The sequence below is a fragment of the Streptosporangium sp. NPDC002544 genome (genome assembly GCF_040295965.1).
Lineage (GTDB): Bacteria > Actinomycetota > Actinomycetes > Streptosporangiales > Streptosporangiaceae > Streptosporangium.
On sequence record NZ_JBEOWJ010000074.1, the window covers coordinates 1 to 9,875 of the forward strand.

Sequence of the window (9,875 nt, forward strand, 5' to 3'; positions counted from 1 at the left end):
GCCGACGTGGATGTGGATGTGGCGGTTGCGCCGGTGTGGGGGTTGGTGCGGGCGGCGCAGGCCGAGCATCCGGGACGGTTCGTGCTGCTGGATCTGGAGGAGGGCCGGGAACGGGACGCGGCGGTGGGTGTGGCGGTGGCCTGCGGCGAGCCGGAGCTGGCGGTGCGGTCGGGGGTGTTCCTGGTGCCCCGGCTGGTCAGGATGGCCCAGCCTGAGCGGCCCGTTCTGGGCTCTGCCGAGCAGCACGGCGGCTCGGACGCGGAGCCGGACGTGGGCTCTGCCGAGCAGTACGGCGGCTCCGTCGGGTTGGCGGCGGGGACGGTGCTGGTGACCGGCGGCACGGGCGGGTTCGGGGCGTTGCTGGCGCGGCATTTGGTGGCTGAGCATGGGGTGCGGCATCTGCTGCTGACCAGCCGGCGAGGGCCGGGCGCTCCGGGTGCGCTGGAGTTGCAGGCGGAGCTGATCGCGCACGGGGCCGAGGTCACGATCGCCGCGTGTGATGTGGGGGATCGGGGTCAGGTGGCGGAGTTGCTGGCGCAGGTCCCAGCCGAGCATCCATTGACCGCGGTGGTTCATGCGGCGGGTGTGCTGGACGACGGGACGATCGCGTCGCTGTCGCCGGAGCGGCTGGACGCCGTGCTGCGTCCCAAGGCGGATGCGGCCTGGCACCTGCACGAGCTGACCCGGGATCTGCCGTTGGCGATGTTCGTGCTGGTGTCGTCGGCCAGTGGCCTGGTGTTGGCGGCGGGTCAGGGCAACTATGTGGCGGCCAACGTGTTCTTGGACGCGCTGGCGGCCTATCGGCGGTCGCACGGGTTGGTGGCGACGTCGCTGGCGTACGGGCTGTTGGATATGGCCACCGGGATGGGTGCCGAGTTGTCCGACGCCAACCGGGCCCGTCTTGCCCGGCTGGGGCTGCCGGCGTTGTCCACGGCTGAGGGAGTACGGCTGTTCGATCTGAGTGTGCGGACGGATGCGGCGATGACGGTGCCGCTGCGCGTGGACGTGGAAGTGCTGCGGGGCCGCGGCGATCAGGTGCCGGCGTTGTTGCGGGGGTTGGTGCCGGTGGCGAGGCGGGTGGTTCGTGCGGTCGCCGGCGGTGGCGAAGAGGGCGGGCTGCGGCGGCGTCTGGCAGCCCTGGAGTCGGGGGAACGCCGGCGGGTGCTGGATGAGCTGGTACGGCGGCACGTGGCGGTGGTGCTGGGCCATACATCAGGCGATGCGGTGGACCCCGGTCGGGCCTTCAGCACGATGGGGCTGGATTCGCTGGCCGCGGTGGAGTTGCGCAACCAGCTGGCCGCGGTGACGGGGCTGTCGCTGCCTGCGACGCTGGTCTTCGACTACCCGACCTCCCTCAGCGTGGCCGAATTCCTATACGGGGAGTTGTTCGGCTCGGTGGACTCCGAGCAGGTCGCGGATCTGCTGGTGGTGCATTCGGTGACGGACGACCCGGTCGTGATCGTGGGGATGGCGTGCCGCTATCCGGGCGGGGTGGCCTCTCCGGCGGATCTGTGGCGGCTGGTGATCGAGGAGACCGACGCGATCACCGGTTTCCCGACGAATCGGGGGTGGGATCTGGATGGCATCTATGATCCGGATCCCGGCCGGGTGGGGACGTCGTACACCCGGCACGGCGGGTTCCTGCATGACGCCGATGAGTTCGATGCGGGATTCTTCGGGATCTCGCCGCGTGAGGCTCTGGCGATGGATCCGCAGCAGCGGCTGCTGCTGGAGGTGTCGTGGGAGGCGGTCGAGCGGGCCGGGATCGAGCCGGTTTCGCTGAAGGGCAGTCCGACCGGGGTGTTCGTGGGCACCAACGGTCAGGACTACGCGAGCCTCACCGTGAACGCCCGGGCGGATGTGGAAGGTCACGCCATTACCGGTATGGCGGCCAGTGTGTTGTCGGGGCGTTTGTCTTACACGCTGGGGTTGGAGGGCCCGGCGGTGACCGTGGATACGGCGTGTTCGTCGTCGCTGGTGGCGTTGCATATGGCGGCGCAGGCACTGCGGTCGGGTGAGTGCTCGCTGGCTCTGGCCGGCGGTGTCTCGGTGATGACCACCCCGTTTGGGTTCATCGAGTTCAGCGCACAGCGTGGGCTGTCGCCTGATGGGCGGTGTAAGGCGTTCTCCGACACCGCGGACGGCACCAGCTGGGGCGAGGGTGTGGGCGTGCTGGTGCTGGAGCGGTTGTCGGACGCGCGGCGTAACGGGCACCAGGTGCTGGCGATCGTGCGTGGGTCGGCGGTGAACCAGGACGGGGCGTCGAACGGTTTGGCGGCGCCGAATGGTCCGTCGCAGCAGCGGGTGATCCGTCAGGCGCTGGCGGGTGCCGGGTTGTCGCCGGCCGAGGTTGATGCGGTGGAGGCGCACGGCACGGGCACCCGGCTGGGTGACCCGATCGAGGCGCAGGCGTTGCTGGCGACCTATGGCAAGGACCGTCCTGAGAATCGGCCGTTGCTGCTGGGGGCGATCAAGTCCAACATCGGTCACACGCAGGCGGCCGCCGGTGTGGCGGGTGTGATCAAGATGGTCATGGCCATGCGGCATGGGGTCCTGCCCAAGACGCTGCACGTGGACGCGCCGTCCTCGCACGTGGACTGGAGCGAGGGTGCGGTCGAGCTGCTGGCCGAGCCGGCCGGGTGGCCGCAAACCGACCACCCGCGCCGGGCCGGTGTGTCCTCCTTCGGCATCAGCGGCACCAACGCCCACCTGATCCTCGAGCAGGGGTCGGCGGCTCCGTGGATCGAGGCCGGAACGGTGGCGCCGGACGAGGATCCGGCCGCGGGTGCGGATGTGCTGCCGGTGGTGGTGTCGGGCCGTACGGCTGGGGCGCTGCGGGCACAGGCCGGGCGGCTGGCCGCGCACGTGGAGGGTCACGATGAGCCGGCCTTGGCCGATGTGGCGTTCTCGCTGGCCACGACGCGGTCGGCGTTCGAGCATCGGGCGGTGGTGCTGGCGAGCGACCGTGAGGGTGTACTGGCCGGTTTGGGCGCGCTCGCCGAGGACCGCGCCGGTGCGGGTGTGGTGCGCGGGGTGGCGGCGGTGGAGCCGAGGCTGGCGGTGTTGTTCACCGGTCAGGGGAGCCAGCGGGTGGGGATGGGCCGGGAGTTGTATGACCGGTTCCCGGTGTTCGCGGGGGCGTTGGACGAGGTGATCGCCGAGCTGGACCCGCTGCTCGACGGGCAGTCGGGTGGGTCGTTGCGGGAGGTGTTGTTCGCCGAGCCGGGGTCGGTTGAGGCGGAGGCGCTGGATCGGACGGGGTGGGCGCAGCCGGCCCTGTTCGCGGTGGAGACGGCGCTGTTCCGGCTGGTGTCCTCGTGGGGGGTCCGGCCGGACGTGCTGGCGGGGCACTCGATTGGGGAGATCGCGGCGGCGCATGTGGCCGGGGTGTTGTCGCTGAGCGATGCGTGCGTGTTGGTGGCGGCGCGGGCGCGGTTGATGCAGGCGCTTCCTGCCGGTGGGGCGATGGTGGCGGTGGTGGCGCCCGAGGAGGAGGTCGCCGCACTGCTGGCCGGGCATGAGGACGAGGTGTCGGTCGCCGCCGTCAACGGTCCGGCCTCGGTCGTGATCTCCGGGGTTGAGGCGCTGGTGCTTGAGGTGGCGGCCGCCCTGGAGCAGCGGGGGGTCAAGACGCGGCGGTTGCGGGTGTCGCACGCGTTCCATTCGCCGTTGATGGAGCCGATGCTGGAGGACTTCCACGCGATCGCCGGGACGCTCACCTACAACTCGCCGCGCATCCCGGTGGTGTCCACCCTGACCGGGGAGCAGGCGACGGCTGAGCGGTTGTGCTCGCCGGGCTACTGGGTCGACCAGGTGCGGGGCGCGGTCCGCTTCGCCGACGGCGTCCATGCGTTGCACGGTCTGGGCGTGCGGGCGTATCTGGAGCTGGGCCCCGATGGGGTGCTGAGCGCGATGGCCCAGGACACCCTTGCCACGCTCGCCGGCTCGGACGCCAACGTGCACGAGTCGGCCACCGTGCTGGTGCCGGTGTTGCGCAGGGACCGGGATGAGCAGAGCACGGTGATGTCGGCGCTGGCCGAGTTGCACGTGCACGGGGTGCCGGTCGACTGGCGTGCGGTGCTGCCGGGCGGGCACCGGGTTGAACTGCCCACGTACGCCTTCGAGCATCGGCGGTACTGGCCCGAGAACACCGGCGCCGGTATGGGGAATGTGGCGGAGGTGGGTCTGGCCGCGACGTATCACCCGCTGCTGGGTGCGGCGGTGGGTCTGGCCGACTCGGATGGGGTGGTGCTGAGCGGGCGGTTGTCCCTGCGATCACATCCATGGCTGGCCGATCACATGGTGGCCGGAACGGTGATTTTCCCGGGTACCGGATTCCTGGAGCTGGCGATCCGGGCGGGTGACCAGGTCGGCTGTGACATGGTGGAGGAGCTGACCCTGATTACGCCGCTGGTGCTGAACGAGCGGGAAGCGGTCGTGGTGCAGGTGTCGGTGGGGGCGCCCCAGGAGTCGGGCCGCCGGACGGTGAACGTGTATGCCCGTGCTGCCGACGCCCCGGATGGTCAGCCGTGGATACAGCATGCGACCGGTGTGCTGGTGGGCAGTGGCCGGATGGCCGAGATGTTCGACGCGAGTGTGTGGCCGCCGGCTGCGGCGACCGCGATCGAGCTGGACGGGTTGTATGAGGGGTTGGCTGCGGGTGGCTTCGACTATGGTCCGGTGTTCCAGGGGCTGCGGGCGGCATGGCGGGGTGAGGAGGGGATCTTCGCCGAGGTCGTCCTTCCCGAACAGGCGGCCTCGAGCGCGGGCGCGTTCAGGGTGCATCCGGCGTTGCTGGACGCGGTGCTGCACGCCCTGGCGTTCATAGACCTGGAGCAGGTCGAGGGTGGCCGGTTGCCGTTCTTCTGGGGTGAGGTGTGCCTGCACGCGTCCGGGGCGTCGGCGCTGCGGGTTCGGCTGGTCAAGACGGGCGACGAGGCGGTGTCGCTGACGGCGGTGGACACCGCGGGGGAACCGGTGTTGTCGGTGCGCTCCCTGGTGTTGCGGCCGATCTCGCGCGACCTGCTGGCTGCCGCCGACGGCGGCCGCGGGGTGGATCGGGACGCGCTGTTCCGGCTGGAGTGGACCGTGCTGCCCGATCTGCCGGTGACCGATCCGACGGCGGCGGCAGCGGTCGGGTGCGCGGTGCTTGAGCCTGACACGCTGGGGCTCACGGATGTGTGGGATGCGGCCGGACGGTCGGTCGCGGTTCATCGGGATCTGTCGGCGTTGGCTGAGGCGGGTCCGGTGCCGGCTGTGGTGCTGGCCGAGGTGGCCACGGCGGCGTGCGGAGCCGTGGACGTGGTGGAGTCGGCGCATGAGGTCACCGCCGGCGTGCTGGGCTTGTTGCAGGGGTGGCTGGCCGATGAGCGGTACCGCGACTCCTGCCTGGTGTTGACGACATGCGGTGCGGTGGCGACCGGTGAGGGGGAGTCCCCCGATCCGGTGGCTGCCGCGGTGTGGGGGCTGGTGAGGTCGGCGCAGTCGGAGAATCCAGGCCGGTTCGTGCTGGTGGATGTGGACGGGCAGGAGTCCTCGCTGTCGGTGTTGCCGGCGGTGTTGCCCGCGCTCATGTCCTCGGGCGAGCCGCAGGCGGTGGTGCGCCACGGCGAGGTGCGGGTGGCTCGGCTGGCGTCGCTGAGTTCGGGGGCGGGGTTGCTGCCTCCGGGCGGTGGGGTGCCGTGGCGGCTGGGCAGCCGGGCCAAGGGCAGCCTGGACGCGCTGGAACTGCTGTCGTTCCCGGAGGCGGCCGAGGCGTTGGGGGACGGTCAGGTGCGGGTGGCGGTGCGTGCGGCGGGCGTGAACTTCCGCGACCTGCTGGACGGGTTGAACGCGCTGGGCTGGTGGCAGGACAAGGTCGGCCTGATGGGCGGCGAGGCCGCCGGGGTGGTGCTGGAGGTCGGCCCCGGGGTGGAGAGCCTGCGCCCCGGGGATCGGGTGACGGGTCTGGCCGAGGGCGCCTTCGGCCCGGTGGTGATCACCGACGCTACAGCCGTGGCCAAAATTCCCGATCACTGCTCTTTCGAGCAGGCGGCGACGATCCCGGTGGCGTTCCTGACGGCCTATTACGGGCTGATGGACCTGGCCGCTCTGCGGGCGGGCGAGTCGCTGCTGGTGCACGCGGGTGCCGGTGGTGTGGGGATGGCGGCGATCCAGCTGGCTCAGCGGCTTGGGGTGGAGGTGTTCGCCACAGCCAGCCCGGCCAAGTGGGAGGTGCTGCGTTCGCTGGGCATTCCCGAGGATCACATCGCCTCCTCCCGCGATCTGGAGTTCGAGGAGTGCTTCCGGCAGGTGTGCGGGGAGCGGGGGATCGATGTGGTGCTGAACTCGCTGACGGGTGAGTTCATCGACGCCTCGGCGCGGCTGCTGGCCCCAGGAGGCCGGTTCATAGAGATCGGCAAGCTGGACATCCGCGACCAGGAACAGTTCCCGGAGGAGCTGACCTACCGGTGGTTCGACCTGGGGGATGCCGGCCCCGAGCGGCTGGAGCAGATGCTGGGCGAGTTGATGGGGCTGTTCGCCTCGGGTGAGTTGCGGCCGTTGCCGTTCACGGCGTGGGATGTGCAGCGGGGCCGGGAGGCGTTCCGGTTCATGAGCCAGGCCCGGCACACCGGCAAGATCGTGCTGACCATGCCGCGGCGGTGGGACCCGGACGGCACGGTGCTGATCACCGGTGGCACCGGTGGTCTGGGTGCGGAGCTGGCTCGGCATGTGGTGGCCGAGCACGGGGTGCGGCACCTGCTTTTGGCCGGCCGCCGGGGGTTGGAGGCTCCGGGTGCGGTGGAGTTGCAGGCCGAGCTGATCGCGCATGGGGTCGAGGTCGCGGTCGTGGCGTGTGATGTGGCGGATCGGGAGCAGGTGGCGGCGTTGCTGGCGCGGGTCCCGGCCGAGCATCCGCTCACCGCGGTGGTTCATGCGGCGGGTGTGCTGGATGACGGGACGATCGCGTTGCTGTCGAAGGAGCGGCTGGACACCGTGCTGCGGCCGAAGGTGGATGCGGCGTGGCATCTGCATGAGCTGACCCAGGACATGGATCTGGCGGGGTTCGTGCTGTTTTCATCGGTGGCCGGGACGTTCGGTGGGCCGGGGCAGGGCAACTACGCGGCGGCGAACACGTTTTTGGATGCGCTGGCCGAGCATCGGCGTGCGCTGGGCCTGGCCGGGGTGTCGGTTGCGTGGGGTGCTTGGGCGCAGGACGCGGGGATGACGGGCACGCTGGGTCAGGCGGATATGCGGCGGATTGAGCGGGCGGGGATTTCGGCCTTGACGGTCGAGCAGGGGCTGGCGTTGTTCGACGCGGCTGCTGCGGTGGGTCCTGCGGTGGTGGTGGCGGCGCGGTTGGATGCGTCGGCGGTGGTGCGGGCGGGTGGTGAGGTGCCGCGTCTGCTGCGGGGGTTGGTGCGGGGGGTCCGCCGGTCGGCGGCCTCGGCGTTGGTGCCGGCGGGTGACGGGGCACTGGGTGGGCGGCTGGCCGGGATGGGTGAGGCCGATCGGGTTCGGTTCGTGCTGGAGCTGGTGCGCGCGCAGGCGGCGATGGTGCTGGGGCATGCGTCGCCCGATGCGGTGGAGGTGCGGCGGGAGTTCCGTGACCTGGGCCTTGACAGTCTCACCGCGGTGGAGTTGCGTAACCGGCTGAACGCGGCGACGGGGTTGCGGTTGCCGGCGACGTTGGTGTTCGACTATCCGACTCCGGTTGGTCTGGCGGATTTCCTGCTGGGTGAGTTGCTGGGTGAGCGGGCCGATGCGGGTGTGCTCTCGCCGGTGGTGCGTTCGGTGGCCGATGATCCGGTCGTGATCGTGGGGATGGCGTGCCGTTATCCGGGTGGGGTGTCCTCTCCGGAGGATCTGTGGCGTCTGGTGATCGAGGAGACCGATGCGATCACCGGTTTCCCGACGAATCGGGGGTGGGATCTGGAGGGTATCTACGATCCGGATCCCGGTCGGGTGGGGACGTCGTATACGCGTCATGGTGGGTTCTTGCATGATGCCGATGAGTTCGATCCGGGGTTCTTCGGGATCTCGCCGCGTGAGGCGTTGGCGGTTGATCCGCAGCAGCGGTTGTTGCTGGAGGTGTCGTGGGAGGCGGTGGAGCGGGCCGGGATCGAGCCGGGGTCGTTGCGGGGTAGCCGGACCGGGGTGTTCACCGGGTTGATGTACAACGACTACGGCCTGGTTCTGGGCAACGCCGCCGGCCGGGTGCACCAGGCCACGGCCGATGAGGGGATCGCTCAGCGCGATGCCGTCGAGGGCTACGAAAGTACCGGGACCGCGCCGAGTGTGGCCTCGGGCCGGGTGTCGTACACGCTGGGGTTGGAGGGGCCGGCGGTGACGGTGGACACGGCGTGTTCGTCGTCGCTGGTGGCGGTGCATCTGGCGGCGCAGGCGCTGCGGTCGGGGGATTGTTCGCTGGCGTTGGCGGGTGGGGCGACGGTGATGTCGACGCCGAACACCTTCATCGGGTTCGCCCGGCAGCGTGGTCTGTCGGTGGACGGCCGGTGCAGGTCCTTCTCCGAGTCGGCCGATGGGGTGGGCTGGTCGGAGGGTGTGGGTGTGCTGGTGCTGGAGCGGTTGTCGGACGCGCGCCGCAACGGTCATCAGGTGCTGGCGGTGTTGCGGGGTTCGGCGGTGAACCAGGACGGCGCGTCCAACGGGTTGACCGCGCCGAATGGGCCGTCGCAGCAGCGGGTGATCCGTCAGGCGCTGGCCGGTGCGGGGTTGTCGCCGGCCGAGGTGGACGCGGTGGAGGCGCACGGCACCGGGACGACGCTGGGTGACCCGATCGAGGCCCAGGCCCTGCTGGCGACGTATGGGCAGGAGCGGCCGGAGGATCGGCCGGTGCTGCTGGGGTCGATCAAGTCGAACATCGGGCACACCCAGGCGGCCGCCGGTGTGGCGGGTGTGATCAAGATGGTCATGGCGATGCGCGAGGGTGTGGTGCCGCGCACGTTGCATGTGGATGCGCCGTCCTCGCATGTGGACTGGGCCTCGGGTGCGGTGGAGTTGCTGACCGAGCCGATGGAGTGGCCGGAGACGAGCCGTCCGCGTCGGGCTGCGGTGTCGTCGTTCGGGATCAGCGGCACCAATGCGCACGTGATCATTGAGCAGCCTCCCGGGGTGGAGGACGTCGCGGCGGCCGAGGTTGAGGTCGCCGAGTCCGGGGCCGTGGCGTGGGTGGTGTCGGGGCGGAGTGAGGTGGCGTTGCGGGCGCAGGCGGCCCGGTTGCTGTCGCATGTGGAGGGTTCGCCTGGTCTGGGGTTGGCCGAGGTGGGGGTGTCGCTGGCGACGGCTCGGTCGGCGTTCGAGTATCGGGCGGTGGTGGTGGGTGCTGAGCGTGCGGAGTTGGTGCGGGCTCTGGTCGCGGTGGCCGAGGGTGCGCCGGCCGCCGGTGTGGTGACCGGTTCGGCGCGGGGAGTGGCCAAGCTGGCGTTCTTGTTCACCGGTCAGGGGAGCCAGCGGGTGGGGATGGGCCGGGGGCTGTATGACCGGTTCCCGGTGTTCGCGCAGGCGTTGGACGAGGTGATCGCTGAGCTGGACCCGCTGCTGGAGTCGGCCGGGCAACTGGATGGTGGGTCGGTCGAGCGGGTGGGTCGTTCGCTGCGGGAGGTGTTGTTCGCCGAGCCGGGTACGGCTGAGGAGGGGTTGCTGGATCTGACGGGGTGGGCGCAGCCGGCTCTGTTCGCGGTGGAGACGGCGCTGTTCCGGCTGGTGTCCTCGTGGGGAGTGCGGCCGGATGTGCTGGCCGGGCATTCGATCGGGGAGATCACCGCTGCCCATGTGGCCGGGGTGTTGTCCCTGAAGGATGCGTGTGCGTTGGTGGCGGGTCGGGCGCGGTTGATGCAGGCGCTCCCTGCCGGTGGGGCGATGGTGTCGGTGCG

At 70.7% G+C, this 9,875-nt stretch carries 1 protein-coding gene; it reads left to right on the plus strand.

The features are described from left to right. Positions 1-18: 18 nt before the first annotated feature. Positions 19-9,875, plus strand: a 9,857-nt coding sequence (locus tag ABT061_RS47950; protein ID WP_350930393.1) for an SDR family NAD(P)-dependent oxidoreductase, incomplete at its 3' end; no start/stop codon positions are given.